Below are 26,292 nucleotides of genomic sequence, written 5' to 3'. Positions count from 1 at the left end.
TTGGTAAATGCGAGTACAATGTACAGCAGAGAGGTAATAAATGTTGCCAATAAAATCAAGAAGGGAAGCTACGGCAAAGGTTTAAATGCAATAATTGATCTCAAATGGGTTAAGCCGAAATACGGTGAATTGATACATGCATTAAATTGCATATCTACATTAAAGGCCTTAGGTGTAGTAACAAACATCTATATCTTCGAAGCAGAAAAATCTGGGCTATGGAGTTATGAGAAAGAAAATAAAACTAACAAAACCGATAAAGTGGGAGCTTCCGTGTATGAAAATATAGGGAAGATAAATGATGAAGTTCTCGCGGGAAGAAATATTGAAATAATAAGAGTGACTGAACTGGAGAGGGAGAAAACAATTATTAAGAACCTAGAGGGAACAATACTATTTGAAAAGTTAGTACAAGCAAACATGATAGAGGAAGAGTGGGTTGACAAAAAAAAGGTAAAAAACTTTTTTACCTTAACAAGAGAATTGTATTCACTACTTACAGCACTATTTCATAAGAGACTAGAAGCATATGAAGAGAATTACTTATTTGGCGATAGACTAAGAGAAAAGTACAGAAAGAAAAATACTATAGGAGAATATATGACAACAAACTTTAGATACAATCGCGCGAGGCCAATAAAAAATAACAATCCATTCGCAATAATGGAAACGATAACCAACCTATATAATGAATATGGCCAAAAAACAATCATACTTACATGCAAGGAAGGTAGAGATTACTTGAACAGTATCTATACAAGAAATAAGCTTGTGCTATTTGGAAACTCAGGTAATTTCATGGATGAAATAATTACAGCTAGTCAATCGCGTTTACATTATCAGATTAATGGTGGTGGCATATCCGAGGTATGCATATTATCTAAAGATGTTAATTATGTGCTATATGCAGATGCAATCTGGGTAACCCCATATAGTTCGCAAAGATTATACCGATACAATAGTTGTCCCGGCCAAACATGGATTAATGAAAGAAGTAATCATGAGACATACGAATACATGATAAGACAGAATATTGAAATGAGATTAACGTAGAGAGGGTGCGGCCCATGGTAGAGTGCCCAGGTATGTTGAAGTATCATGGTGCTTGCAAAGAATTACTTACAGAGATTAATAAGTTGTACTCCTGGAGACATTGAAGAAAAGATAACTAAGTTGATAAATGAAATAGATGAATGCAGAAAAAATAATAATGTGGTGTATATTTGTGGAAACGGAGGAAGCGCGGCTAATGCGCTTCACATATCAAACGATTTACATTATGGCGCATGCAAAAATGCAAAGAACTCGAGAGGAATCAAAGTAGAAGCGTTAGCAAGTAATACATCCATATTGACATGCCTTGGTAATGATTTGGGGTACGAACAGATATTTAGCCATCAAGTAGAAAGAAAAGGCATGAAAGGTGATATGCTGTTAGTACTTTCCGGTAGCGGCAATTCAAAAAATATAATTAATGCTATAGAAGTGGGCAGGAAAAAAGAAATGAAGACTATTGGAATTTTTGGATATGATGGAGGAATATGTAAAAACTTAGTAGATATAGCGATACACTTTGATGTTAATGACATGCAAATAAGCGAAGATTGGCAATTAATAGTTGGGCATATCTGCATGCAAGAAATACTAATAAGAAGCAAGCAGGGATAAGACAATGGTTACAGTTTTAACATATGGACACTTCAGTTCCATACATCCTGGGCATCTTCGATATCTAGGATACGCGAAGAAACAAGGAGAAAAAGTAATAATAGCAGTAGCAGGCGATGAAAGAGACAATAAAGGTAATCCGATATATCCCTATTCTCAAGAAGAAAGAATAGAATCACTCAGAAGATTTACGACAAATGAGGAGTTAATATCACTAGCAAACAAAGATTTAGCGGCTGCAATTAAAGATCTAAAACCTGATTTCCTAGTACTAGGCATCGAACACAAAAACACTAACGATATAAGAATCCATGAGGCTATTGATCTCCAAGTCTGTGAAGGGAGAAAAGTTTTATATCATGTAACGGATCAAGTCAATGATGCTCATGATTTATTAACCAAAACAGAGCAAGAAAGAAAAGAAAAAAAATTAAAAGCAATAAAGGAGATATGTGAAAAGAGATCAATACAAAAATCGGATATCAACGAACTTTTAGAAAACTGGAAAAATGCGAATATTCTTGTTATTGGAGATACAATAGTTGATGAATATTCTGTGTGTGAAGCACTGGGACTAAGTGCGGAAGCTCCGGTAGTTGTTGTAAAAGAAATAGAAGAAAAAAAATTCGTAGGTGGGGCAAGTATTGTTGCTAGTCATATAAGTGCATTAGGTGCAAAATGCTCATACATATCTGTAACAGGGGACGATGAAGCCTCTGAATGGATAAGAAGTGAACTGAACTCGTTAAACATTAATTGTTCGCTGATTAAAGATAAGCGCAGACCAACGACAGTAAAGAAAAGATACGTTGTTGATGGTCAAAAACTATTTAGAGTAAGCAAGTTGGATGAAAAAGATGTTGATTCAGAAGTTGAGAGAAAAGTCATTGAAGAACTAGAGGAAAAAATAAAAACACATGACGGAATTGTTATCTCAGACTTTGTTTATGGAGTAATTACTGACAAAGTAAAAGATACAATAGAGAGTTTAGCAACGAAGAAAGGTATACCAATCTTTGCAGATCTACAATGTAGCTCGCAAGTTGGATCGATAACTAAATATAGGGGGGCAGAACTAATATGTCCAAATGAAAGAGAAGCCAAGGTGGCATTGCAAAAAAAAGATATTAATTTAGAGCAACTAAGCCTAGAAGTAATGAAGGTAACCAGATCAAAAAATATGATAATGAAAATAGGTGCAGAAGGTTTTATCGTTTATCAGAATCAAGATGATGGAAGGACAGTGAAGCAGGCATATCCAGCTTTGGCAGTCACACCAGTAGATGTGACTGGAGCAGGAGACTCGTTGCTCGCAGGAATGGCAATAGGCCTGTCACTGCGCCAGCCAATTATGAAAGTCGCCTTCATAGGTACATTTATTGCATGCACAGCAGTCGAAACAATGGGTAATGTACCAATTACAATTAAAAAGCTAGAATCAAAAATAACTGAGTTTTTTGACTGAATGAAAACTATTTTAGTCATTGGAAGCAATAGCTTCACGGGGGCACACTACTGCAGGGAATGCATTAAAAGAGGATATAATGTAATTGGAATAAGTAGGTCAGCAGAGCCACCCATAGAATTTTTACCCTACAAATGGGATAAAAAAGATATAGTCTTTGAACAGGTCAACCTAAATCATGATGAGGAGATTCTTAAAAATATAATTAATAAGTATAAGCCAGAGTATGTAGTAAATTTTGCTTCTCAAGGAATGGTGGCACAAAGTTGGCGAACCCCAGAAGATTGGTATCAAACAAATGTTGTAGCACAAGTTAAATTGCATGATATCTTGAGGCAAACAGAGGGTCTTGAGAAGTACGTTCATATAAGCACTCCCGAAGTATATGGCAGCAGTGAAGGAAAATGGCAAAAAGAAAACGAAAATTACAAGCCTTCTACACCCTATGCAGTAAGTAGAGCTGCGTGCGATTTACATCTAAAGAGCTTTTTAAATGCATATAACTTTCCAGTTGTTTTTACAAGAGCAGCGAATGTATATGGACCAGGCCAACAGTTATATAGGATTATGCCTAAAGCAATACTATGTTCTTTAACAGGAGCGCGTATGCAACTACACGGAGGGGGGAAATCAAAAAGATCATTTGTATATATTGACGACACAGTCAGAGCTACAAGGTTAATTATGGAAAGAGCCAATCCGGGGTCAATATGGCATATATCAACCAACGAAATTATATCCATCAAAGAGCTAGTAATGAGAATATTCAAGAGAACTGGGGGTAGTTTCGAAAAATGTGTTGAAGTGACTGACGAGAGATTAGGGAAAGACGACACATATTTGTTGAAAACAGACAAACTAAGAATTGAAATGGAATGGAAAGATGAATGCAACCTAGAAGCTGGTATAGACAAAACAATAATCTGGGTAAGAGAAAACCTAAATAGCCTGATAAAGATGAGTTGGGAGTACTCACACAAAAAATAAGTAGAAGTCATTAGTTGATAAGAATCTACTAATTATTAATGAAGGCTTCGCTCACATTAGCCTGCAAGCAAGGCATGGTATGATAAAAAAAAAATTCATGGACAAATTTCGGATTGACACGCATAAGCTTCATTATCATCCCGATAGAGTCAGTGCGTTAATAGACGCCAAAGATGATTGGAACAAACACAAGGAGCTGAAACCAATATATGCAGAAATATCGAGTTCTGGATCATGCAATCATAGATGCACATTTTGTTCTGTTGATTATATTGGCTATAAACCAATATTTTTGAATAGGAGCCTCCTAAAAGAGTTTTTTGATTCAGCACGTAACATAGGATTAAAATCAGTAATGTTTGCTGGTGACGGAGAGCCTTTACTCAATAAGGAGATCTCAGATATAGTAAATGATGCAGCATCGAATGGAATAGATACATCCTTTACGACTAATGGAGTTTATTTAAATAGTGAATTCATTAGAAAAGCAATTCACAATGTCTCATGGATCAAAATTTCCATGAATGCAGGCAATGAAAATAGCTATGAAGCTATACATAGAACACGCAAAGAAGACTTTAACAAAGTTTGGGAAAATATTGATAATTTAGTTTCACACAGAAGGGACAACAGAAATACAAATAAATGTGCTTTAGGCATACAATCATTGCTACTGCCTGATAATATTGATACTCTTGATGAGCTCTGTGAGAGAGCTATTGATCATGGCGTCGACTATGTGGTACTAAAACCATACGTACATAATGTATATATGAAGCAAGAAGGTTATAAGAATTCGCTCGATTATTCATCAGCTCTCTATAGAGACACAGTTCAGTCTCTTAGTGAAAAATACAAAAATGTAAAAGATTTTAATTTTGTTAGTCGATTTAATGCATTAGAAAAATTGCGAGGAGAAGTAGAAAGATACAAAACTTGCTGGAGTACGCCAGCCTTATGGTTCTACATATCAGGGGATGGTTCAGTGTATGGTTGTGGTGCACACGTTGGAAATGAAAACTTTAAATTAGGAAACGTTAAAGAAGAAAAAATCGAAAACATTTGGAAGTCTCCTGAGAGACAAAAGTGCCTTGAATATGTTCAAACGAAGCTTGACCTTAATGACTGCAGAAGAACATGCAGAATGGACGAACCAAACCGATATTTGTATGATATTATAGAGGGTAACGTATTGCACAAAAACTTTATTTAACCAATGGACAATTTTGCAAAAGCCAAAATAATCTGGGACGAAGCCGATAGAAATCTCGAATGTAAGCATTTCTCTAAGATAGTGGAGATAGACTTTCATGAGTTAGAAACAGTAGTTGCAGAGGGTGCGAATATGTTTACGTCTTTAGTAGAAGAACTGTCTACAGGCGCATTTCTAGTGATTAGAAGTTGTTTTAGCAAAGAAGAGATATATTTCATAAAAGAGTCAATGCTTAATCTTCAGGAGAAAACAGAAAGTACTTTCTATAAAATGGATAGATTGATTCCAGATTACTGGAGAAATATTACACCGGAAATTGCCAAGAAATATTCAGTACCAATTGTAAAGCAAGCAGCGTACTTTTTCCCATGGAATGATCAAAAGGAACTATTTGCATTAATCAATAGACGTTGGAGGCTCTATAAAGTATTGGGAGGCAGGAGTGAAGACTTTGCTGAACATTCAAAGCCTGAGGAGGGTTATGTTGATCGTATTCAAGTTGTTCAATACCATGCAAACAGTGGTTATTTGCCAGCGCATCAAGACCCTGACCACAACCAAAGATTGTTTATTTCAGGTTATTTGTCAAAACAGGGACATGACTTTATGGGGGGTGGATTTTGGGCGCTAAATTCAAAAAAAGAACAGCAGGAACTTGAGGGTCTATTTTTACCAGGTGACATGGGAGTTGGTTCAGCCAGGATAATACATGGCGTAAATAAAATACAAGGTAAAGGAGGAGATATTAGGTGGTTTTTAGGATTATATACAAATGATAGTGATTGCGTAAAGAAAAGAAAAACACTTCAAGCTGCATAACTAGTAACAATGAAGCCACTTAGATTTGCTAAACCATGATTATGAGCAAAAAATCTTTCTGATAGCATAGCAAGATTTTCGACTACATAAACAGAAGACGGAAGTAAAATAGTTTTGTTGTTTTTGTCAATTAACTTGCCTTCAGTGCAGATAAATACAGATCCTGAATCATAAGTTTGAACTAATTGGTCAACAGAGACACCTGTTATGTATGTTGTATTATTCTTATTATAAATTTGCAAAGAACTAACACCAGTTTCAGCATCAATCAAAGTAAGATTAGGGAAATTGTTCGAAAAATCGACTTCTGACTTTAATATAGATAAATCAGAAAGATCAGAGTGGTTCCAATCGTATCCCTTATTTACACGTCCGTGACTATCGAATAATCGCGCAATATCGTTGCGGTCATTAGGAGACTCAATTTCAAGAGCAATTCCGTAATTTAGATACGAAGAAACACGGTGAAATTCCTTACTTGAAACCTTAGTTGACTCAAAAGGACGAAGTATATTTGCTCCCGAGAATGTTTCAACCATTATAGCACCATCTATACATAATACAGTTGAGCTTTTATGTTCATGCATATGAAATGAAGTCTTGCTGTCATCCATTAGGTATCCACTCTTATGCATATAACCCATGCAAAGTACCCAAATAGAGACATCAGTGTTTTCAAAATATTCGAACTCATATCCCCACGGCTTTTTTACACAAGATCTTTTGGCTAGGGAGTCACTACTAGAAACATTGGGAGCTGATTTATCAATCATTTGAAAAACCCAAAAGTGTAGGAGTAGTAAAGACGTAATAACCGGTGTAATTTAAATCGTTAAATATATCAAGCCACTCAGAAATATGGAGGCAAGTTGTTCCTAGAAGTGTCCAATTCATGAAGATATCTTTTTCCCAGTCATGATTATAAGCAGCCAAAGAGATATAAGAGGTATTAGAGGAGACGCGCTGAATCTCACGTATTGAATTAATCACACCTTTTAAATTATACATGTAGATGGAGGAGAATGCAATAACGAGATCAAAGCAATGATCCTCAAATGGAAGATTATAATATTCAGACAAAAGCAGCCTCGACTTTATCGAAGAGTCAGCAACACTTAATGGATATCTATGATTTTCAACTCCAACGGAATAGACATTAGGGTACAATTTCCTTAAAGATTGCAATAAAAATCCCTTTTTGCAGCCAACATCTAATACAGAAAGATTCGGGTTAGCTGATGAGATTAGATTGGTAGATATAAACAGTTTATGCAGATAAGCATTCCATCTATCATCAAAGGTAAAACCACCATACCCGTCATCTCTATCTCCATCATAGTAATCATACGAAAGCTCCCATGCTCGCATTTTGTTGGCTATATTTCTTTTGATACTGCGTCTAGTACCAGGTGAAGAAGAAAAATACCCTAAGTCTAGATAGTTCTTCAATGAGTTAAGATCAATTGGTTTCATGCTTCAAAAAGTTCGATACTAGTAGTATACCAACCATCTAGTGTAGAAGGTAAATTCAAATCAAATAAGACTGAGCTATTAAGTGTTACATAGCCGTCTTTAATTTGGAAGGAATCAAGAAGAATCTCATCGAGCAAAGCGTTATCAGAAAAGTCATATTCAAACATTTGATGCTTCGTATCAAGAGACAATGTTAGATATAATGTAATGTAAGACAAGAAACCACTTGAAAAACTATGAAAGGAAATAGATGAATCTGACTTTTCAAGTCTCTTTATTAGAGATGGAAGCTCAGATACTTTTAAAGTTCTTCCAAGATCAGGCATGATGTATTTTACATTACAATTAGTCAACTGAAAAAGACTTTCAACACCATGATGATTCTCGCCTGCCGCACATTCAAAAAATAACAGGTCTTTCCAATATTTAGAGAAATTGGGGTGAGTAGGTTCTTCTACCCATAATAACTTATTAGACAAATTAGGATATCGAAGCAATACATTTTGAATGTCAACAAGCGCTGATAGGTTATATCCACAATTGTAATCAATCATTATAGAATCAGCGCGATGCATATATCTCTCAAGCACTAGATAGAAATCAGACTCGTCTTCGATTGCATTTGCTCCTAAATGAACTTTTATATTATTCGTTTTTGAAAAATCAAACCCAGAGAATTGAGATTCAAAGTCACTCATATCATCATACATATAAAAGTTAGAGGCATATATAGGGCATTGGTTTGAGGTAGCTATGGGAAGACCTAAATACTCATATAAGGATATATTCTGCGAATATGAAGAATAAACACAGTAAAGCCAATCAAATGCGCATATTATGGAGTGAATGCTGCTGGCAGACTCTAAATAAACAAAAGTATTTGGCCAGCTAGCAATACATTCAAACAGAGCACTGACGTCGAGAGGATTATAAGCCTTAATGTATGCAGAAAGCTTCGAGACTAGGTATTTTATGAGAGAGGAATCACCTATAACTTCTGAGTAAAAAGATCGATTATTTAATCTTAACTCAAATATGTTGTGAATTCGCGATTGAAACCCACCGCGAGATATCTTCATTGACTGAACTAACGGTTTTTCGCATTGATGAAAAATCAGCTTCATTGGTATCTAAAAAAATTTAATTAAGATAGGGATACATATTAAGGTGTTCATCATCAATGCTATCGGAGGGCATAAGCCTGGGACCAATATACTCATCAGGTGACACAATAACTTCAATGAATTGAGGGCTATTAGGAAGAATTTGAGTATGAATACTAGAGTAATGATTTGTTGAAGAGAAAGGGATATTATAGGCTTTGGCTAAATCCTTAAAACAAGGCATGCAAACACCTGAATTGGAATCAGAGGCAAGATTCTTACCATGGTAGCGTGATGTGGTTTTCATAATCGTTGAATAGCCACCATTATTCAATAAAATAATCGATATATTCAACTGATAATAAGAAAGCTGCATAAGCTCCTGGACATTCATTAATAGGCCACCATCCCCAGTAAGACATATGATTTTTTTGTTCGGAGCTGCCATGGCGGCTCCTATTGCCCCAGGAAGCCCCCAACCCATAGGTGCATGACCAGAAGCAGTAAACATGCGCCCACCGTGCAAGCGGAGAAAGCCATGAAAAGCAGTAAAAGATGTACCCATATCGGTTACAATAGTGATGTTGTCTTTGGATGAAAAGAGATATTCATTCAAGGACTGAGCTATCAAATAAATGCTGCTATTATCATTATAAATAAGATCATGCTCTTCGAATTTTTTAAGACGTGAAGAAAACTCTAAACTATCATTATGAAAAGGCTTGAAATCGTATGGGATTCTATCGAACAAATGAGGCAAGAAAACCCTAAGGTCTGCTACAATCTTACTAGATTGATTTAATTCAGGCTTAGCAAGTTGCGATGAATCAATATCAACTATATGAAATTTATCCATATTAAGCTTACTCAAGCGATAACCACTATGTGTATAAGAAAACGATGAACCTAGAACTAATACAAAATCACTAAGGCGCAAACATGCATTAGCCGAACGAGACCCAAAAATTCCTGGTGAGCCAACGCATAAAGCAGTATGAGAAATCGGCTCGATAATATCTTTTACAGCCCAAGTGTAAGAATAGAAAATAGAATTTTTTACGCAAAAGTCAATCAAAACATTAACTGATTGTTGCGACAGTGATCTGATTCCGTTTCCTAAAAGAACCAAAGGCAAGCAGGATTGAGAAAGACAACCAATCAGTCGGTCAATGAGTAATTCGTTTTTTTGGGCTGGTAATGTCTTTGCAATATTAGATTGGAGGTTGTTGGGCAAAAAACAAGAATAATTTTTTCTTTCCAAAGGTAGTGACATATATGTAGTATCAACAGGCATTTCAAGAATCACAGGCCCTTTCCTGTCGGTTTGGGCATCTCGAGAGGCAATCTGTAAATAATATAATAGATCACAAGATTTTGATATTGAATAACTCGATTTAGCATTTGGCCGAACCAATTCGTGTGTGGGTGATTCCTGAACACCTCTTTGACGAATCGGAATATCCAGCTCACTAATTCTCTGAGACGAAAGAACCTGACCAGCTATAACAAGTAGGGGAATAGAGTCTACCCAACATGACGAAATTCCTGTGACAATATTAGTCAGACCTGGACCCGACGTAACTAGAACAACGCCAAGATTATTTGTTTCACGTGCGTATGCTTCGGCTGCAAAGACTGCACCTTGCTCATGATAACAAGGTACAAGTTTAATTTTATCTGACGAATCGATTGCAGCAATAATATTATGGATTGAGCCGCCAGAAACGCAAAACACCGTTGAAACATCTATATTCTCTAAAAACTGTACAATTAAATTTGATGCGGTAAATATTTTTTTCTCAGACATGGCTTTTATTGGTGGCCAAGGATTGAACAGCAAGCATAAATTGTGGATTGTTCTTGTAGTGTGGAGCAGTTACTAAATTCCCGTCAACTACAACATCACTACTATCCAAAACATTTGCACCTGAGTTGGAAAGATCAATATGGACTGCTTTATATCCAGTCATATCACGACCTTTTGTGCGATTTGCAGAAATGAGAACCCAAGGACCATGACATATCGCACCTACAACCTTATTTTTATCAATCATCTCTTGAACAATTCGAATACATTCATCGTCAATTCTTAGACGATCTGGACACTCAAATCCGCCTGGAATAATCAATATATCATATTCATTAGTGTCAATTTCGGAGAAGCGCTTCGACGCCCTCGCAGGGACTCCATACTTACCATAAACTGTTTTACCGTCACAAGAAGCAATCGTCACCTCAGAGAATTCTTGTAATTTATAGAATGGATAAATAACTTCTTCATCTTGGAAATTTGATGCAACACAAATCAATGATCTCATGCTTTTAATTGTATATCATTTAATTTTAGCATACTGAGCTAGCAGTGAAGCAGGGACCTCACGGCGATGTGAAGCCATCATAGATTCATAGATTAGTTTGTTGATGGCCACTTCTGGATATACAGTTGAGCATAAATTGTATTCTTCATTTTCAATAGCAAAATGAATATTTACATTTTCAGCAAAACAGGTGTTTATAATAGATCTGAGAAGATTGGGTTTATGCATCTGAGACGAGATAAATACAATGTCAGTTACATCATTTTCATTCCTTAAACGTAAAAGTTCATTAAAAGACAAAGAGGAGTCAATTAATGAAATTTCAGGAAGAGACCATACGAAATTAATATCCCTTTGAATACAATAATCGCGCACGATGAGGTTTTGAATTTTTTGCGGAATATACTGTCCTCGCCAAAATGGAGTACTGGAAATATAGCCAAATGCTCTTTTATGAGTCATAATATATCTCATCGATCAATGAAGAAAGTTTTGTTGCATCTGAAATTTGGGCAATTGTAAAATAATCTCCTATCTGCTTTCCTTTATATGGCGTAAATAATCCTTTTACTCTCAGATTTATAGACCACCTCGTTTCAGGCTCGCAATTAATCACATTCCCATGCCATATAGAATGATAAAAAAGAGCAAAAGATGGGGGGGTGATTTCTAAAAATTTATAGTTATTTTGGAACTTTGATTGAAATTCGTCGATACTCGAAATGTTATTTGAGCTTAGTAAATGTAGGTATTCATGAAGACTAGAACAATGGTCAAAGGGCAAGTAGAACATAGATTTTGTCTTATAACACTTGACTAAGGGAATCCAAATCACGAGCTCATAAGGTGAGCAGTCACTACTAAAAACATCACTATGTATAGGCAGAAGGGAACTCGAGTCGTTTGGCATCTGAATTGATAATCCCACATTTTTTTGTATAGCAATATCGGGGCCTAAAATACTAGTAAGAATCTCTTTGCAATGAGAAAAAATTAGTTTACTTGCAAACTGATTATAATTTAGCTTTTGGATAATACTTAATCTGTATTCATTTAATTCATTATCATCCACAAAATCATGAATATGATCTAAACCTGAAATGAAGCTTTTATCGGTATATTCAGAAGTTGCCTTGATGATAGAATCAATTAGTTGGTTCGTCAAACTATCATTTGGCAAGCTATATTTTTGTATGCCACTAGTGTAGAGACTCATAAGATTAAACCTTTGACGACTCGCTATTGTCCAATTTGATGGTGAGACCATTTACTAAATTGTAGGGTAAATCTAGCAAAGAAACAATTGCTTCAGCAACATTGGTCGCATGCATTGGAAAACTTCCATTAAGCCGTTCATGTATAAATGCCTCGTAGGCTGGTTTATTATTTACCTTTAATCTATCAAATGCTGCTCCGTAACCCTCTACAGCCCCCAGTTTCACAGTCATCACAGGCCCTACCTTATTGTCATACTTACTTAGAAGTTTAGAATAACCATTGAGAGCTAATTTTGCTGTTGTGTATCCAACAGATGCAGTCACTTCTTCTGCGGCTATACTAGATATAAAACATATTTTAGTGATATTATTAATTTTCTTCATATCAAATAATGATCTCACAAGAGCGGCCGGAACCAAGAGATTAAGTTTTAATAGTAAAAGCAAATCATCAAAAGAGGGCATCATTGATTTTATTCCATAGCCTCCTCCAACACAAAAGATGCAATGGGTGAAAAATGACATATTCATAACAATATGATTAAAATCTTTTTGTGTATTACTTTGCAATAAATCATACTTATGAATATCACCTTTTAATTGATGCTCATCTAGGACTGAGCAATTTCTATATCGGCTTAAACCGGTAACATTATCCCCATTAGATGAATATAAATCAAATAGTGCTCTCCCCAATCCAGAACTTGAACCAACAATTAGTACACTTTTTTTTAACATGCTAGAAAGTGACTTCAAACCAATTATACATGAAAAAGAAGATTATTGCAATAGATTGGGACGGTACTCTTACTGATGGAGATCACATCAACTTCCCTCTTCTTCAATATTTAAATTCCTATTTTAGTGCTACGTTTATAATCACAAATAACTCCTCGGTACCTCACTCTTATTTACAATCACAGGTAGGCAATCTTGGAATCATCATCAGTCCACAGCTTATTGCGAATAGATTATGTCATTTTAAAAGAGGGAGTGACTTAAGCTTTTATGGTAGATTTGAGGTTGCAAATGAAATTTTTTTACCATTATCGTTTGATGAAATCATCTCAAACTCACTCTCTGAAATTGATTTATGCATTAAAGAAGAACTGAAAGACTATTTAAATAATCATTGAACAATATTTGGAAGGTCAAGGTATTTAGGCACAATGCAAAATCACAATTTCATAAATACGAAAATAATTTTGCTAAATATAGATAAAACTTCTGATGACTATCAGATTCAACAAATAGAAGCGACCGAACACTTCTTAGCGATATATTTGGTGGATATCCACATATTGACAAAACAAGTAGGGTATTTACCAGGGTGATAAATATATTATCTGAAGAATTGATTCTACTGTTATTCTATGATTAGTGACAACAGATTTACCTACAGATCTGTTACGGAATGCTTAATATTCCATATATTCATGCAAATTATGCGTCAACCATTAATGCAGCAGACTATCATTCAATTATTAATTAATTTACAATTCAAATCCTATGTCTAGCAAAAATTGGAAAGAGCGTTTATGGCTAAGAATGGATTTACTGAACTTTAATTTTAACGGATTTAATTGATTAAAATAATTTGCTGCATAACGAAACTCGTCGGATCGAATTAATTTTGTCAATTTATCTTTTCTATTATTCTGATGTTCGTTTTTTGATGCTGAAAAAGACTCCATTTTTTCCCAGTTTTCCTCATTTACATAACCGAAATTTTTCTTCAAAAAAGTATATGTTGAAGATGGTTTTGAGTAAAGATCTTCCATAAAGATATATTCATCATTCTTGTGCTCCAGTTCATTGAATAAATGATAAAAATAGGTGATGCGCCAGGTATAAAATACTAATGGTATTATTCGTGCAATTACTATTGATGAAATATTTTTCTTACCAGCTAAACTAATTATTTGACCCAGAATCGAAACTTTCGAAATAAGCATTTGAATAAAAGTATTAGATGGATTCATTTCATCCACTGAGTAACGATTTAGGGAGTGCGCATACATTGAGCAGACTTGTTCCTCAAGATTTCTGGCTAATACAAAATCCTTGGTGCTTTGTTCTTTCAAAAAACTTAAGTATGGATTGAATGCGGCACGATCCCAATGAATACCAAACAAACTTCCACCTGAGGAAAATATATTGGATGCATTTTCCGGGAGTTTATACATATAAGATTCATTATATTTTTGCAAGGTAACTTCTTTTCCGTGTACAACGGCAAGTTCCGGATAAAGATACTTTACCAATTTCGATAAGTAAGTAGAACCGGCATGCCCCACACAATGTCCATATATAAATGACTTCATCTTATACAGTTATCGACTTGAGATTATTCTGTAAATTATCAATATCTTCATCGGTAATCTTGGTCTGCATTGGGCAGTGCTTTGGTCCGCACATTGAGCAGAACTCAGCCTGTTTGTAAATGTCAGCCGGCAGGGTTTCATCGTGATACTCCTTTGCCCGCTCAGGATCCAAGGACAGCTCGAACTGCTTGTTCCAGTCGAAGTTGTAGCGGGCGCGGCTGAGCTCGTCGTCACGATCACGAGCACCAGGGCGATGACGGGCAATGTCTGCCGCATGAGCCGCGATCTTGTAGGCAATCAGGCCTTCGCGCACATCCTCAGCATTGGGCAGACCGAGGTGCTCTTTCGGCGTCACGTAACAGAGCATCGCCGTGCCATGCCAACCGGCCATTGCCGCACCGATCGCGGAGGTGATGTGGTCGTAACCGGGAGCAATATCGGTCACTAGGGGGCCGAGCACATAGAAGGGGGCTTCGCTGCACTCCTCCATCTGCTTTTTCACATTGAACTCGATCTGATCGAGGGGAACGTGGCCTGGACCCTCCACCATCACTTGAACATCATGCTTCCAGGCACGGCGCGTCAGCTCCCCGAGGGTGTGCAATTCGGCCAGTTGAGCTGCATCCGACGCATCGTGCTGGCAACCGGGGCGCAGCGAGTCACCAAGGGAGAACGTGCAGTCGTAACGCTTGAAGATTTCGCAGATGTCATCAAACCGCGTGTAGAGCGGGTTCTGACGGTGGTGATACAGCATCCATTGAGCCAGGATGCCGCCGCCGCGGCTGACAATGCCAGTGATGCGCCCCTTCACCTTGGGTAGGTGCTCAATAAGCAAACCAGCGTGAATCGTCTGGTAGTCCACCCCCTGCTGGCAGTGTTTCTCGATGATGTGGAGGAAATCATCCTCGTCGAGCTTTTCGATGGAGCCATGCACGCTCTCAAGCGCCTGATAAACGGGCACCGTGCCAATCGGCACCGATGAGGCATCAATGATTGCCGTGCGCACCTCATCGAGGTTGACGCCGCCGGTGGAGAGATCCATCACCGTGTCGGCGCCATACTTCACCGCCAGCTTCAGCTTCTTCACCTCTTCGGCCGCATCAGAAGCATTGGGTGAAGCACCAATGTTGGCGTTCACCTTGCATTTACTGGCGATACCAATCGCCATCGGCTCAAGATTGGCGTGGTTGATATTGGCCGGGATGATCATCCGCCCCCGGGCAACCTCTTCCATGATTAGCGATTGGGGCAGATTTTCGCGCTTGGCGACATGGGCCATCTCCTCAGTGACCACTCCCTGGCGGGCGTAATGCATCTGAGAGACGTTTGCCTGGCCCTTTCGAGATTCAACCCAGGAAGCGCGCATGATCTGAAGTGCAACGGACAGCCCAGAGGTCGACTAGATAGCCACAGATCACGCTCATACACTTCCCTGCGCCGGCATGACCCGGTTTCAGGTTCGGAGGGTGTGATCTCAGTCCAAGCCTTGTAAGAAGACCCGGACACCCCTAGTGGTGTTCAAAAGCTAGCAAGAGTCCCGCAGGTGGGACCTTCAACCCCGCTGCAATCCGTTCAGTGCCGCAGCCACCACACGGTGGTCGCCGTCCTGCTGTAGCGGCTGAAGGAGGGTTCTCGCCTGCTCGCCAATCGGCTGCTGACCTCCATCCTGCACAATACGACTGAGGATTTCGGCACCACTCACCCGCACCGTGCCGTCCGCATCGGTGATCGCCATGGTCGCCAACTCCAGCAACCAACCCAGATCGATGGCGGGCTGTTCCGCAAGGGCGGACAGGATGCTGCAGCGCACCAACCAGGCGGCATCGGCTTCAAATGCCGACCGCAGCAAAGGCCAAGCCCGCTCCACCCCGTAGCTGGCCAGAGCATTGGCGGCCTCAGCGCGCACATTAGGGTCTTCATCGGCAGTGATCAACGCACTCAACACGTTCCAGCCCTGTTCGGTGCGCTTGTAACCCAGTCCGCTGCAGCTCAAGGAACGCACCAAGAACGGTTTTTGCTCTGTGCCCAGCACCAGTAACGGCACCGCCTCAGCGTCCGTGCAATGGCGGAGCTGGGTGATCGCCGGCATCGCCTGGACCGGATCCCCACTGGCAATGGCCTGACGGACCGCCTCGAGATCAGGACGTTGCGGATCTCTCTCGCTCATGGGTTTCTGCCGGGGGTGCGCGCCCGCTGAAGATCGGCCAACAGCCTGGCGCGGCGGCGCTGCCGACCGAGAACTCTGCTGATGACGAGACCCGAACCCACCAGCACTGCTGGAAGCACCTGCACCCGGTCCTTGCCCTGACGCTGGTTGGTGGCCAGCAACGCGAGCAGGATCAGCAACGGGGCCCCGAGGGAAACCCAAATCACCGCACGACGTTGGTTCATGCCGACGTGTTCTCCGTGATCCACGCCAGCACGGTGGCCGTGAGAACAGCAATGCCCACACCGAGAGCGCCTTCCTCCAGGGCAAAAGCTCCGTTATGCAGCGGCGCACACCCCTCCGGCCCAGCCACCCCCAACCGCACCATCATTCCCGGCACATCCCGAAGTAACTCAGCAAAGTCTTCGGCCCCCAGGGAGGGTTGCTCCACTGGCAGCACCTTGGCTCGGCCCAGGCACTCCACCGCGGAGCGCTCCAGCAGGTCTGTGAGCTGCGGATCGTTGTGCACCGGTGGGGCAATGCAGCGGTAGTTCACCACAGCAGTGCCGCCGCCGCTGGCACAGATCCGCTGCACCGTGTCGTCAATCCAAGTCGACAGCTGGGCGTGCTGCTGCAAATCCAGACAGCGAACCGTGCCCAGCAAGCGCACTTGATCGGCAATCACGTTGAAGGCACGACCCCCTTCCACCTTGCCGAAACTGACCACCACCGGCTGCAAGGCGTCCAAGCGGCGGGCGATGGTCTGCTGCAGCTCCGTGATCACCCGAGCCGCAAGCCAAACAGCATCCACCGACTGATGGGGACGGGCGCCATGGCCGCCCTCCCCCTGCACCAGGATCTCCAGCTCACCGGCCGCCGCCGTGAGACAGCCCCGCCGGATTCCCACCGTGCCCACCGGCAGATTCGGCACCACATGCACGCCATACAACGCATCGAGTCCCTCCACCGCCCCCGCTTCTCGCATCCACACCGCCCCCTGGGCCAACTCTTCGGCGGGTTGAAACAGCAGCCGCACTTGAGCCCCTAAACGGGGCTCCTGAGCCAGCAAGCGTGCGACACCAAGGCCCGTGCAAGTGTGCAAATCATGGCCGCAGGCATGCATCAAGCCCTGGCGGGTGGAGGCATAGGGCAGACCGGTGCGCTCCTCCACAGGCAGGGCGTCCATGTCCACCCGTAAGCCCACCGTGGGGCCGTGGTCAGGACCCAATTCGGCAAGCACCCCGGTGCGGCCAACTCCCTCGCGTACGCGCCAACCCAGCTGACGTAATTCGCCCGCCACCAGGGCAGCCGTCTGATGTTCCTCGCCGCTGAGTTCGGGGTGGGCATGCAGATGCCGGCGCAGCTGCAGCAGCTCAGGCAGCTCTCGGCTGAGTCGATCGGAGAGGGAGGCTGCTTGGGTCATCTCAGGACGCCTCCAAGGCCAGGAACGCCATCAGATCCGCCGTAGGTTGCGGTGGCCAGCGGCGCACCTGCTGGAGCCAGTCAGCCTTGCGGTAACGCTGATCCAGCCCGGCCGCCGCGGCCCAGTGGCTTTCGGCTTCACCACTGGATCCTGAGCGCCAAAGCAAGCCGCTGAGGGCCGCCCGAGCGTCGGCGAACAAGGGATATCGGCGGATCAGTTTGCGCAATTCCGCCTCCGCCCAATCGAGATCGCCCACCTGCCAGGCCGCCAGCGCCTCGCTAGATCGGGCCATGGCGAAGCCGGGGCGGGCGAGGGCAGCCTGGCTATAAAGCTCTCGCGCCTCAGGCCAGTCCCCTTGCGAGCCGCGCACATTGGCCAAGTTGTAAAGGGCCGAGGCATCCTGCGGATCTCGCTCCAGAATCCAGAGATAGTCGTCGGCTGCCGCGGACCAGTCCTGAAGGGCCTCCTCTGCCGTACCCCGGTTCAGATGCGGATCGTTTTCCTCCGGCGCCAGAGCCATCGAGGCGCTCTGGTCGTCGATCGCCCCAGACGCATCCCCAAGGGCAAGCCTCACATTGCCGCGGTTGCTTAGCGCTGCTGCATCCTCAGGGGCCTGCTCCAGGAAGCGGTCCCACAAGGGCAATGCCTCCACAAAATCCCCCTGACGGCTTGCCGTCAGCGCCTGCTCGTAGAGCCCCTGCAGATCCAGGGCATGCACCGGCAGCGTCAGCACCAGGCTCAGAAGCAGCACCAAAATCCGATTCATGCCGCCTCGCCGATATGACTGCGGGCTGCATCGGTGACCATCCGGCCGCGGGGGGTGCGCATCAGCAACCCCTGCTGCAGCAAAAAGGGTTCCACCACAGTCTCAAGGGTGGCGGGGTCATCGCCAAGGGCCGCTGCCAGGGTCTCGAGGCCCACCGGGCCGCCACCGTGGTGGTCGATCAGCAGCTGCAGCAAGCGCCGATCGCTGGCATCAAGGCCGCGATGATCAACGCGGTGCAGGCTCAGTGCCTCCCCCACCAGAGCTTGATCAATGGCACCAGTGCCGGCGCCTCGCACACAGGCCACATCACGCACCCGGCGAAGCAGGCGGTTGGCAATCCGGGGTGTACCGCGACACGAGGCGGCAATGCTGCTGCGGGCCTGCGATGTGAGAGCGACCCCGATCAGCCCTGCAGTGCGCTCCACGATCGCTTCCAAATCATCCTGGCCGTAAAACTCCAACCGCTGGATCAAGCCGAAGCGATCCCGCAGCGGGGAGCTCAGCGATCCGGCGCGGGTGGTGGCCCCCACCAGGGTGAAGGGCGGCAAGTCGAGAGACCGGGCCCGCGCCGTGCTGCCCTTGCCCACGGTGAGATCGAGGCGACGGTCTTCCATCGCGGGATAGAGCAACTCCTCCGCCACCCGACTCAGGCGATGAATCTCGTCGATGAACAACAAGTCGCGGGGCTGCAGGTTGACCAACAGACCGACGATGTCGCGCGGGCGTTCCAGAGCTGGTGCGCTGGTGACCTTGCACTGCACTCCCATTTCTGCGGCCAGCACCATGGCCATGGTCGTTTTGCCCAGGCCCGGCGGGCCATAGAGCAGCACATGGTCGAGGGCATCGCCACGGCCAAGCGCCGCTTCCACCGCAATGCCTAGCACCTGCTTGAGCTCCTTCTGACCGATGTAGTCGTCCAGGCGCTGGGGCCGAAGCTTGTCTTCCGGCCGACTCACCACCTCTTCAGGGGCCGGCTGGGGGTCCACCAGCGCTTCGGGGCGGCGTGGTGGCTTGCGACCGGAGCTGGAGGAGACAATCGCCATGCAGGCAGGGTACCCAGACCTGGATAGGGTCGGAAGACGCAACCGGAGCCATGGCCAAGGGAGGAGCGAAAAAAGCAGCCGCAGCCGCGGCGCGAGCCGCAGCCAACCGGATGCTGGCGGACAACCGGCAGGCACGACATCAGTACGAGATCCTCGAAACCCTGGAAACCGGCATCGAGCTGGTGGGGACCGAGGTGAAGTCGATCCGGAACGGCAAAGCCAACCTGCGCGATGGCTTCTGCATGATCCGTAATGGAGAGCTTCAGTTGCACAACGTGCACATCTCACCCCACACCCACGCCGGCAGCTACTTCAACCACGACCCGCTGCGCACCCGCAAATTGCTGGCCCATCGCCGTGAGATCGACAAGCTGCGCGGCCTAGTGGATCAGAAAGGCCTAACGCTGATCCCACTCAACATTCACCTCAAGGGATCCTGGATCAAGCTCACCATCGGGCTGGGTAAAGGGCGAAAGTTGCACGACAAACGAGCCGCCGAAAAGGAAAAGCAATCCAAAAAAGATGTGAAAGCAGCGATGGAACGTTACTGATCAGGTAATCCCACATCCACATCAAGAAAAAGTGAACGAGAGCGATCCGCATCAAAGAACAGAATCAAGCAAAGAGAAAAATAATTAAGGCGATTATCAACACGCGCCTTAGCGAAAGGCTCTAAGCAAAATTTGAACCTGAACAAGGGAACTATCCAGGCAAATAGCAAAATCTAATTCATTCAAACGAAGCAAGGAAATAGAGTACAGTCAAAAAACAACGCAATCTATTTCTTAATCAAAAGCACAAAGAAATCCGGACATAGACGATTAATCCCTGCAGAGCGAAATAACCAGATTAAAAATTTTATCGGCCTGCAGATACACGCAAATCAATTGAATGCTGACAGAGACGACAGGCAAAAACAAAGAAAATTAAGGAATTAAACAAACGATATTTACTTGAAGCTTATTGCTTGATGCTTAGCAGTTTTTCTCAGAATTTTTTACTGCACATGCATTAGTCAATAAATCTTGAATATAAATGGCGATGCCCCGAGCCTACAGAACCAATCTCAAAATCACTTTAGACAAAGAAGAGAAACTGAATTTAGAAGCTCGACCTCTAAGAGCTTCTGCATCTATTCGATGGGTAAAGTAGACGTCTGACAATAATCCAGCTTGATGAGCTGGTTTGTCAAAAGGTGAAACAATAGTTCCATGTTGCTTATCAGAAATAATATCTGACGCAAAACCTGTATTAGTAACAACTGGGTATACGCCACAACACATCGACTCAAGCAAAGGCAAAGGCCCACCCTCATGTATTGATAAACTCGAAAAAACCCTCATTAGATTGTAATAGTATGGATAGTTTTTGTATTTTGTTTCTACAACTACCAAATATTCAGAGGACAATTCGAGAAAGTCCTTCCAACCTGGACCCATAACTAAGACCGGAATACGCTTATCGAGAAGATCGCAAATAACAAGTTTAATTAGATCATAATTTTTTCGTCTTGTGTAAGTACTTTTATCCCAATATCGGCCACAAAAACCAACAGATGAATGCATCGAATGTGGATAACCTTTCTTATGCAAATCTGAAAGCACAAATTGCATTTTTGGATCATCCTCACTAATAATTCTATGTAAATCTGGGTCTACAGCATGTGGCTTGAGCACCGCATTTACTGGGTTATATCCATTGGCGATAGCTTGTGACAATTGAATGGACGAATTAAATATTACATATTTACACTTATGGAGAATTCTTGGCTTAAAATTACGAATATCTAAATGAGTAAATAAACATATTGAGCCTTCCGGCACTTTTTCAGGATTGTTCGAACAATTTTCATTTAGTTGGCCTTGCTGTACGAACAGATGAAAATCCGTTTTTAAACGAATTTTATTAAACACTTGATCCGTAGTCTGAATCTCAAGTCCAGGAACGCTTAAAGCCTTGAAGGATCGCGCCAAGTCTTGACCGATACCTTTTAATACCCAGTCTTCATCTCCATGATAAATACCTATCGACGGCATAAGAACAAAATTTTTTAGATGCTAGCATATCAATATGAGCATTCATTTCTATGAATATATCAAGAAGCGCAATATTTTTAGAGTTTATGATTAATAAAAAGGGCAGGCTCAACTTCGATCAATCATACAAAAACTCAAGCTTAGCTTCAACAAGGCTGCAACTTTATCCCTTGTATGAGGCTCTCAATAAAATGAATATAAAATGCAAGAGATTTAGTCTACACTCTGAACACCTAAATACCGAAATATTCAAAGAAAAATCTTTTTTGACAATAGTAGGGAAATTATCGGCAAATAGCAATCACCTGATCAGCAGCATGGCAATGGCTAATTTGGCAGCGGTATGTAGACAAAAAAGGTGTAAATCTGTCCAAGCACTAATCTACAGTGATAATCACATAATAAAAAAAACAAGGATTGGCGAGCTATACCGGGATCTAATTTATTATTCAGACTTAATTATTTGCCCCACACAGGCGCTAAAAGAATCTTTAAAAAACCACTCCCTTGGACAGGGCAAGAACATATATGTAGTAGAAGATCCTTGGCAAGTAGAGGAGCATTCTTATCACAAGAGCTCAAGTTCAAATTGCTTAAATCTACTATGGTTTGGTTCCGGACTAAACGCTCAATACCTTATAAATATACTACCCCAAATATATCATTCAGACAGTCAAAACAAGCAATTACGCTTGACTATCTTGAGCTCTCTTGAAGCGATTGAATTTATAAAAAATAAAGTAAAGTCACTTAATCTTTCAGCAAAAAAAATTAAATTTACATATTTGAAGTGGAAAAATAATAACCAACCTAATCAACTTCAGGAAGAACTGCATAGAGCAGAAATTGTACTGATTCCATCAGACCCAAATGACCCGGCAAAGTTAGGGGTAAGTCATAATAGATTGGTTGATTCTATAAGAGCTGGATGCATACCCATAGCAAGCCCTATGCAGAGCTACAAAGAGCTCTCAAGTCTGGCCATTATAGGGAATAATTTCTCAAGCATGATGAGCTATGTAGCCAAAAATCAATATTTATTGCGGAGGCAGTATGATGCAAATCGCTGTAATATAATTGAAAGGTTTAGTCCAACAGCAAACAAGCTTCACTGGCAATCAATAGTACAAAGCATCATAAATAGTGAATCCTAATTCAAAAAGTAACATGGACAAGAAAATAATCTGCTTGAGTTTCATTGAAAATAAGTCCGGGGAAAAACTAAGTGAATTAATAAATAAAAAATCTAGCAATGCAAGCCTTGCCTCATTTAGGCTACAGATGTATCCCGCATTGATTGCCGCAAAAACTCTAAATTTTGATAGATCATTGTGGAGTATGCACAGTGCTCATCCAGACGACTTTTTACATTTGGGGAATGCGTCGATTTGCCTTGTAGGAAAAATGTCTACAACAGACGAATTACTATCCCACAGCATGGCAATGGCAAACTTGGCTGCAATTTCAAGATTGAAAAGAAAAGGAACTCATATATCACTCCTATACTGTGACCACCAAATTATCAAGCAAAATAATATTGCTGAACTTTATTCAGATCTTATTTATTATGCTGATTCAATCATATTCCCTAGCGTTGCGATGCAAAAACTAGCGAGTGCATATATAAGAAAAAATTTATGCCAATACGTGATTCGTGACCCGTGGCAAATTAAAAACCTAAAGGATTACAGGAAAAAAATGGGGGACAAAGCTTACACAATAGGATGGTTTGGTGCTCCAAATAACACAGCATATTTATGTAATGCATTAAAGCAAATCAAAGACCCTGCTCTATTAAGGATGAAATTAACCTTTCGATTTCTTGGTAGGCCCATAAGTCATGAACTAATCAAAGTCACAATTCAAGACAAAGCTTTTGCAAAAAGCAAATGGAAATTTGAAATGATTACATGGGATAATAATAGCCAGCCTCAGCAGCTTGAGAACTTCTTAAGCAAAATAGATATTGCAGTGATTCCATCCGATCCTGAGGATCCGGCAAAAATTGGGGTAAGCCACAATCGCCTTATTGACTCAATACGATCGGGATGTATACCGATTGCCAGTCCAATGCCAAGCTACAAAGAATTATCAAAAATATGCCTTCTCGGCAAAGATTTTAATCAACTTTTAAAAGCTGCGATACTAAATTATGATCGATTATGTGATAAGTATTCCATCTACAGGGAAAAATTAGTTTCACCATTTGACCCGGCGACTAATATTAAGAACTGGGAGCTAATACTTCGTGACATTCAAAAGAATACAATGGTGAAGAGTAAAAATATTGATACTTGCAATCCAATTTTTCTATAAGATGCAAAACGAAATTCTCGCTCTTAATTTCTATAGGGACAGATATGGAGATTTAACTGAAACTATTTTACAAGAAAATTCTTATTCTCAACTCGCATCTGCACGGCTTCAATTAATTCCTGCACTTAATGCGGCTAAATCAATTGGTATGCAAGCAAAAAGCCTAAGTCTCAGCACTGAGTTTCCGGAATATCTCGAATGTCTTGGCCTACCAAGGATATGCTTGGTAGGCAAAATGATCGGAGATGATATTAAGTGCAATGTTGCAAACCTGTCAGCAGTTGCCAGAATGAAACGTATGGGTATACCCATAATTGTATTATACAGTAATCATCACCTAAACAGAAAAGATGAGAGAGGTGAGTTTTACAGAGATTTACTATTTTTAGCTGATCATGTTGTATGTCCTACGTCGTCTTTAAAGCAACTTGCTCAAAGTTCTTCGAGAAGTGGCTTACATTTTCATGTAATTGAAGATCCCTGGCAAATCAAAAGCCTTGAAGACTACAAAAATCTCAATAAAAATTCTTCAATAAAAATTATATGGTTTGGTGCTGCGTTGAATCTTTGTTATTTACATCAAAAACTTTTAGATATTGCCCAAAGTAAATTTGATGCTTATGATATTGAGTTTACAGTATTTACAGCCACAAACGCTGTAAACTATTTTAGAAATTTTTTAAAGGAAAATCCAGATGTATATCCAAAATGGAACTATAGATTTGTAGAATGGAATGGTTACATGCAACCAAAACAATTCAATGAGGAATTGGCAAGGGCTCACATCTCACTAATACCGAGCAATCCTAATGACCCAGAGAAGCAAGGTGCTAGCCACAACAGATTAGTTGACTCAATCAGGGCAGGTTGTATCTGTGTAGCAAGTCCGCTGCCAAGTTATAAGGAACTAAATTCGTTATCATTGTTAGGCGAGAATTTCAGCTCAATGCTTCATAGTGCGATTGAAAATTATAATCAACTCTCATTGAGATATAAAAGCTTACGAGAAGACATTCTCTTACCCTTTTCTCCTAAAGCAAACGAAAAAAAATGGACACAATTGCTGAACAACGTCTTGAACTAGTAATTTGAGTTTACGCCCAGCCTTCAGTGAATGTCATTTAAAACTCTTAGTTAAAAATACAATCATCGAAACAAATATTTTCTTCGTTGTCGGAAACCTTGGTGAAGTCGATCTGCAACGGCAAAGCCACCCTCGCGATGGCTTCTGCCTGATCTGCAGTTGCACAACGTGCACATCTCACCCCACACCCACGCCGGCAGCTACTTCAACCACGACCCTTTGCGCACCCACAAACTGCTGACCCATCGCCGTGAGATCGAAGCTGCGCGGTTTGGTGGATCAGAAAGGGCTGACGCTGATCCCCCTCAACATTCACCTCAAAGGCTCCTAGATCAAGCTCACCATCGGCCTGGGAAAAGATCGCAAGTTGCACGACAAACGCGCCGCCGAAAAGGAAAAGCAATCCAAAAAGGATGTGAAAGCAGCGGTTGAACGTTACTGATCGAGCGGGTCCGCCCGACAGGACAGGGTGAACACACCAGACGAAACCCCCTCGTTGGTGATCAGCACCTGAAGCGGCGAGCCCGCCTTTGATGCAGCAGCCGGTCATAAGCGATGCCGTCCTGCCAATCACGCACAAGGCATAACGCCCCGTGCAGTTCCACCAGCTCGCCGCAGCGGGGCAACTGGTAATGCCACAGCATCTGCATCTGTGGCCACACCCCCTGCAATCGCTCCTGGGATTCCGAGCTCTCCAGTTGGCGAATGGCCACCAGCAGATCGCCCGCCATCACATCCACTGCACGCCAGAGGGAACCACGCAGCGAATCGGGTCCACTCAGCCGTTCCTCCAGGCGATATCGCTCCACCAGCACCGTGCCGGAACCGCTCAAGTGATTCAGCCGAATCGATGGGCTGACGGTACCGATGGTTCGCTGCACCCCCTAAGGT

General features: G+C 42.3%; 28 protein-coding genes, 1 pseudogene and 1 riboswitch. Of the genes and pseudogenes, 12 read left to right on the top strand and 17 right to left on the bottom strand.

Going from position 1 to position 26,292, the window contains the following annotated elements:
* Window positions 1-18 precede the first annotated feature (18 nt).
* The 6 genes from SynA1528_RS00815 (at window position 19) to SynA1528_RS00790 (ending at window position 6,152) form a co-directional block, all read left to right on the top strand.
* Complete coding sequence (locus SynA1528_RS00815; RefSeq protein WP_186587268.1) at window positions 19-1,053, top strand: hypothetical protein; 1,035 nt, start codon at window positions 19-21, stop codon at window positions 1,051-1,053.
* A gap of 45 nt (window positions 1,054-1,098) precedes the next feature.
* On the top strand, window positions 1,099-1,668 hold the full coding sequence (locus SynA1528_RS00810) for an SIS domain-containing protein (protein ID WP_186587267.1): 570 nt from the start codon (window positions 1,099-1,101) through the stop codon (window positions 1,666-1,668).
* A 4-nt stretch (window positions 1,669-1,672) separates the two neighbouring features.
* The gene (locus SynA1528_RS00805; RefSeq protein WP_186587266.1) at window positions 1,673-3,133 is read left to right on the top strand and encodes a PfkB family carbohydrate kinase; all 1,461 of its coding nucleotides are present in this window, start codon (window positions 1,673-1,675) and stop codon (window positions 3,131-3,133) included.
* Window positions 3,134-4,120 carry a GDP-mannose 4,6-dehydratase gene (locus SynA1528_RS00800; RefSeq protein WP_186587265.1) on the top strand — a complete coding sequence of 329 codons (987 nt, stop codon included), beginning with the start codon at window positions 3,134-3,136 and terminating at the stop codon, window positions 4,118-4,120.
* Between the two features lie 97 nt (window positions 4,121-4,217).
* Window positions 4,218-5,333 (top strand): radical SAM protein, encoded by a 1,116-nt coding sequence (locus SynA1528_RS00795; RefSeq protein ID WP_186587264.1) that lies wholly within the window; start codon window positions 4,218-4,220, stop codon window positions 5,331-5,333.
* 3 nt (window positions 5,334-5,336) lie between these two features.
* Window positions 5,337-6,152 (top strand): hypothetical protein, encoded by an 816-nt coding sequence (locus tag SynA1528_RS00790; RefSeq protein WP_186587263.1) that lies wholly within the window; start codon window positions 5,337-5,339, stop codon window positions 6,150-6,152.
* Here SynA1528_RS00790 and SynA1528_RS00785 read toward each other — a convergent pair.
* From SynA1528_RS00785 to SynA1528_RS00750, 8 genes are all read right to left on the bottom strand, one after another.
* On the bottom strand, window positions 6,140-6,925 hold the full coding sequence (locus tag SynA1528_RS00785) for a hypothetical protein (protein ID WP_186587262.1): 786 nt from the start codon (window positions 6,923-6,925) through the stop codon (window positions 6,140-6,142). The genes SynA1528_RS00790 and SynA1528_RS00785 overlap by 13 nt on opposite strands.
* The gene (locus tag SynA1528_RS00780) at window positions 6,918-7,625 is read right to left on the bottom strand and encodes a methyltransferase domain-containing protein (protein ID WP_186587261.1); all 708 of its coding nucleotides are present in this window, start codon (window positions 7,623-7,625) and stop codon (window positions 6,918-6,920) included. Before SynA1528_RS00780 ends, SynA1528_RS00785 begins: the two co-directional genes overlap by 8 nt.
* Complete coding sequence (locus SynA1528_RS00775; protein ID WP_186587260.1) at window positions 7,622-8,323, bottom strand: enolase C-terminal domain-like protein; 702 nt, start codon at window positions 8,321-8,323, stop codon at window positions 7,622-7,624. The genes SynA1528_RS00780 and SynA1528_RS00775 overlap by 4 nt, the downstream gene beginning before the upstream one ends.
* Before the next feature lie 442 nt (window positions 8,324-8,765).
* Window positions 8,766-10,535 (bottom strand): thiamine pyrophosphate-binding protein, encoded by a 1,770-nt coding sequence (locus SynA1528_RS00770; protein ID WP_186587259.1) that lies wholly within the window; start codon window positions 10,533-10,535, stop codon window positions 8,766-8,768.
* Window positions 10,528-11,046, bottom strand: a complete 519-nt coding sequence (locus tag SynA1528_RS00765) for a DJ-1/PfpI/YhbO family deglycase/protease (protein WP_186587258.1) — start codon at window positions 11,044-11,046, stop codon at window positions 10,528-10,530. Before SynA1528_RS00765 ends, SynA1528_RS00770 begins: the two co-directional genes overlap by 8 nt.
* 15 nt (window positions 11,047-11,061) lie before the next feature.
* On the bottom strand, window positions 11,062-11,508 hold the full coding sequence (locus SynA1528_RS00760) for a hypothetical protein (protein WP_186587257.1): 447 nt from the start codon (window positions 11,506-11,508) through the stop codon (window positions 11,062-11,064).
* Window positions 11,498-12,262 carry a sporadic carbohydrate cluster 2OG-Fe(II) oxygenase gene (locus SynA1528_RS00755; protein WP_186587256.1) on the bottom strand — a complete coding sequence of 255 codons (765 nt, stop codon included), beginning with the start codon at window positions 12,260-12,262 and terminating at the stop codon, window positions 11,498-11,500. Before SynA1528_RS00755 ends, SynA1528_RS00760 begins: the two co-directional genes overlap by 11 nt.
* Before the next feature lie 4 nt (window positions 12,263-12,266).
* Window positions 12,267-13,019: an SDR family NAD(P)-dependent oxidoreductase gene (locus tag SynA1528_RS00750; RefSeq protein WP_186587255.1), complete on the bottom strand. Its 753-nt coding sequence runs from the start codon at window positions 13,017-13,019 to the stop codon at window positions 12,267-12,269.
* Between the two features lie 11 nt (window positions 13,020-13,030).
* Here SynA1528_RS00750 and SynA1528_RS00745 point away from each other — a divergent pair, with 11 nt between their 5' ends.
* Window positions 13,031-13,399, top strand: a complete 369-nt coding sequence (locus SynA1528_RS00745; protein WP_186587254.1) for a hypothetical protein — start codon at window positions 13,031-13,033, stop codon at window positions 13,397-13,399.
* 357 nt (window positions 13,400-13,756) lie between these two features.
* Here SynA1528_RS00745 and SynA1528_RS00740 read toward each other — a convergent pair whose 3' ends face one another.
* The 7 genes from SynA1528_RS00740 to ruvB all read right to left on the bottom strand — a co-directional run bounded on the left by SynA1528_RS00740 (window position 13,757) and on the right by ruvB (window position 19,965).
* Complete coding sequence (locus SynA1528_RS00740; RefSeq protein WP_186587253.1) at window positions 13,757-14,560, bottom strand: hypothetical protein; 804 nt, start codon at window positions 14,558-14,560, stop codon at window positions 13,757-13,759.
* A gap of 28 nt (window positions 14,561-14,588) precedes the next feature.
* Window positions 14,589-15,953 (bottom strand): phosphomethylpyrimidine synthase ThiC, encoded by a 1,365-nt coding sequence (gene thiC, locus SynA1528_RS00735; protein ID WP_186587252.1) that lies wholly within the window; start codon window positions 15,951-15,953, stop codon window positions 14,589-14,591.
* Between the two features lie 46 nt (window positions 15,954-15,999).
* Window positions 16,000-16,107, bottom strand: a riboswitch (TPP riboswitch).
* A 32-nt stretch (window positions 16,108-16,139) separates the two neighbouring features.
* Window positions 16,140-16,754 (bottom strand): HEAT repeat domain-containing protein, encoded by a 615-nt coding sequence (locus SynA1528_RS00730; RefSeq protein ID WP_186587251.1) that lies wholly within the window; start codon window positions 16,752-16,754, stop codon window positions 16,140-16,142.
* Window positions 16,751-16,978, bottom strand: a complete 228-nt coding sequence (locus SynA1528_RS00725; RefSeq protein WP_186587250.1) for a DUF3188 domain-containing protein — start codon at window positions 16,976-16,978, stop codon at window positions 16,751-16,753. Before SynA1528_RS00725 ends, SynA1528_RS00730 begins: the two co-directional genes overlap by 4 nt.
* Entirely contained in the window at window positions 16,975-18,156 is a 1,182-nt protein-coding gene (locus tag SynA1528_RS00720) for an amidohydrolase (RefSeq protein WP_186587249.1), read from the bottom strand. Before SynA1528_RS00720 ends, SynA1528_RS00725 begins: the two co-directional genes overlap by 4 nt.
* Before the next feature lies 1 nt (window position 18,157).
* Window positions 18,158-18,922 carry a tetratricopeptide repeat protein gene (locus tag SynA1528_RS00715; protein ID WP_186587248.1) on the bottom strand — a complete coding sequence of 255 codons (765 nt, stop codon included), beginning with the start codon at window positions 18,920-18,922 and terminating at the stop codon, window positions 18,158-18,160.
* Window positions 18,919-19,965 (bottom strand): Holliday junction branch migration DNA helicase RuvB, encoded by a 1,047-nt coding sequence (ruvB, locus tag SynA1528_RS00710; protein ID WP_186587247.1) that lies wholly within the window; start codon window positions 19,963-19,965, stop codon window positions 18,919-18,921. The genes SynA1528_RS00715 and ruvB overlap by 4 nt, the downstream gene beginning before the upstream one ends.
* A gap of 50 nt (window positions 19,966-20,015) precedes the next feature.
* Here ruvB and smpB point away from each other — a divergent pair, with 50 nt between their 5' ends.
* Entirely contained in the window at window positions 20,016-20,516 is a 501-nt protein-coding gene (gene smpB, locus SynA1528_RS00705) for an SsrA-binding protein SmpB (protein WP_186587246.1), read from the top strand.
* 501 nt (window positions 20,517-21,017) lie between these two features.
* Here smpB and SynA1528_RS00700 read toward each other — a convergent pair.
* The gene (locus SynA1528_RS00700) at window positions 21,018-22,001 is read right to left on the bottom strand and encodes a glycosyltransferase (protein ID WP_186587245.1); all 984 of its coding nucleotides are present in this window, start codon (window positions 21,999-22,001) and stop codon (window positions 21,018-21,020) included.
* Window positions 22,002-22,171: 170 nt separating this feature from the next.
* Here SynA1528_RS00700 and SynA1528_RS00695 point away from each other — a divergent pair, with 170 nt between their 5' ends.
* The 4 genes and pseudogenes from SynA1528_RS00695 to SynA1528_RS00680 all read left to right on the top strand — a co-directional run.
* The gene (locus SynA1528_RS00695) at window positions 22,172-23,155 is read left to right on the top strand and encodes a glycosyltransferase family protein (RefSeq protein ID WP_186587244.1); all 984 of its coding nucleotides are present in this window, start codon (window positions 22,172-22,174) and stop codon (window positions 23,153-23,155) included.
* 13 nt (window positions 23,156-23,168) lie between these two features.
* Window positions 23,169-24,317 (top strand): hypothetical protein, encoded by a 1,149-nt coding sequence (locus SynA1528_RS00690; RefSeq protein ID WP_186587243.1) that lies wholly within the window; start codon window positions 23,169-23,171, stop codon window positions 24,315-24,317.
* A 1-nt stretch (window position 24,318) separates the two neighbouring features.
* Window positions 24,319-25,401, top strand: coding sequence for a hypothetical protein (locus SynA1528_RS00685; protein ID WP_186587242.1), 1,083 nt, complete (start codon window positions 24,319-24,321; stop codon window positions 25,399-25,401).
* Window positions 25,402-25,551: 150 nt separating this feature from the next.
* Window positions 25,552-25,843 (top strand): annotated as a pseudogene (locus tag SynA1528_RS00680) (SsrA-binding protein); the annotation flags it as partial.
* Window positions 25,844-25,904: 61 nt separating this feature from the next.
* Here SynA1528_RS00680 and SynA1528_RS00675 read toward each other — a convergent pair.
* On the bottom strand, window positions 25,905-26,234 hold the full coding sequence (locus SynA1528_RS00675) for a hypothetical protein (protein ID WP_286187849.1): 330 nt from the start codon (window positions 26,232-26,234) through the stop codon (window positions 25,905-25,907).
* Window positions 26,235-26,292 lie beyond the last annotated feature (58 nt).

The organism is Synechococcus sp. A15-28 (assembly GCF_014280175.1).
In the GTDB taxonomy this organism is placed as follows: Bacteria; Cyanobacteriota; Cyanobacteriia; order PCC-6307; family Cyanobiaceae; genus Parasynechococcus.
The sequence above is the reverse complement of the archived record's forward strand: the minus strand, read 5'-3'. Positions and strand labels throughout refer to the sequence as shown.